A 1,961-nucleotide genomic window follows, 5' to 3' on the forward strand; every position below is an offset into this window, starting at 1 on the left:
TTCACGGACCCCCGGGACGCGGACAACTCCGCTGCGCTCCGAGGCCCGAGCCGAAGCATTTGCGGGGCCGTGTGACCGAGGCCGGTAACGCGAGAAGAGTTGTTGACGGAATCCCCATGGGAATCGCCGACCATCTGGCGTGCTCGGCGCAATGTCGTTTTCATGGTCTTGGCAAAGCTCACACTTTTACCATACGTGTAGCAATCCAATTCGGTATCCAAACTTCTATCTCCGCTTCGGAGACGGGATGCCAGGGATGTGGAGGCGCGCCCCGTCCGTTGCATCCAAGCGCAGAACGACCGCAATGAGCTTGCTTGAATGGCGGCTCCGTCGTCTTTTCCGCGACGGTTGACCTTCCCTCCATATCCCTGCTCCCTCAACCACGCGGCAAATTTTTCGCTCAGCAGAATATCTTCCACGGGAATTGTACGGGTGTCGTTCTTGTGTTGATATACCTTGGTTCCTGTGCGGTCGAAATTTCTCAGCTGCTTCAGCGCCGGAGTCAGGCCATTACGGCCCGTTCCTTCCGTCATGTAAATTCTGGCCTGTGCTGTCAGGTGGTCGGAGTGCAGGCTACCTTCATCGCACAAACCCCGCTCGCCGTTCTCATGGAGCCATGAGCTGAATCGTTTCAGCTGGTTATTGTAACCCGTGGAAGTTTTGTCATTTTGTGAGAAAACTTCGCAGATCAGCCAATCATCTTCTTCTGGAATTTGAATAAGATTCCGATCGGAGCGTGGGATTTTTAGCGGCCCATTTGTCATAGATTCCCTAAGGTGATCCAGTAACGACATTGGAACATACCATTTTTGCGTCTGCATTGCGAATTTCCTGAGGTCTTGCGCCAATTCCTCCTCGAACAAACGAGCATGCAACCCTGGCTTGTCATTTTCCCTGAGCCAGATGCTTAATTTGGTCAAAATCTTACTGTAAATTAATGCGGTGTTCTTGTTACTTCCGCCGGCCTCGGCATTTAAACGAAACATGGTGATGAGCCATGCATCATCCGGATAGGGTATTCCACTGATCGCCCGTTTAGCTTTTGCAGGCAAGGCGCACTGGACGCGCGGCGCGTCTTGCACCCGAGCATGCAACTCTGCGGAAGAATGATCAGGGGAATTAACTTCGACAGAGGCCTGCTCCGAAACCACCTGCCGTCCGCGCCGCGAGGGCCGCGGTGCATCGAAACGCGGAAAGTTCGCAGAGCTGCGGTGAATGCTGGGAGATGGTAAATATACAGACTCGATGACCGTCGGCGTCGGAATGGCAGTTTCGAGGGCGCGACGGGTTTCCTCAGGGCGGCCATCGCCCTGCGGCCTCGCGGGCAGGCCGGCCAGTGGGCCCGCAGCGAGCGCGGTACCGCTTTGTTGCGATACGCCCGCATTTTGCATTTCCTGGAGTCTGTCGGCCTCGTACAAGTCGTGTGTCCACGAAGTACCAGTACCGAATGGATAAAGATCTTTCATCTTATGCCTCGATGGTATTATTAATGTGAATTTCTAAATCTGATCCTTGCATGCTTTGAACAAAAAGTCTACTTCCGGGGGGCGGGCCGAATCATTTTATTTCGTATGCTAGTCCATTATTTCGGTTTGCTGGAACGGAAAATTTTAAACTGCAACAGTGGTGACCTGGGCGTGTCATCAATAAATAATCTATGAAAGCGTTGGTCATAGGGACGGGCAAACCGCACAATCGTCGCCGCGAAATGAATGGCCCCGAGGAGGTTGCGCGCCGTCTTGTCGTGGCATATGGAACTAGCGCAGTACCGCTTCAGGCGGGCGAAGATGTTTTCGATGAGATGGCGCGTCTTGTACAAGTGTCGGTTATGGTCGCTTTATTCCTTGCGCTTGGCATGCCTCGGGTCACCCCTACGGCGTATCGGGCCAGCGCCTGACCGGCCATGCCTTGATCGAAGGCAAGCGCCGCGGTGCCAAGCGCGTAGCGGTCACGATGTGCAT

General features: G+C 54.2%; 2 protein-coding genes. Both read right to left on the reverse strand.

All coding sequences use genetic code 11. From position 1 onward, the window contains the following. The coding region (locus DFQ15_RS17300; RefSeq protein WP_199399909.1) for a hypothetical protein at positions 1 to 1,418 on the reverse strand (1,418 nt) is incomplete at its 3' end. 355 nt (positions 1,419 to 1,773) lie between these two features. Further along, positions 1,774 to 1,961, reverse strand: a 188-nt coding sequence (locus DFQ15_RS18170; RefSeq protein WP_324999301.1) for a hypothetical protein, incomplete at its 5' end; no start/stop codon positions are given.

The organism is Xylophilus ampelinus, assembly GCF_003217575.1.
In the GTDB taxonomy this organism is placed as follows: Bacteria; Pseudomonadota; Gammaproteobacteria; order Burkholderiales; family Burkholderiaceae_C; genus Xylophilus; species Xylophilus ampelinus.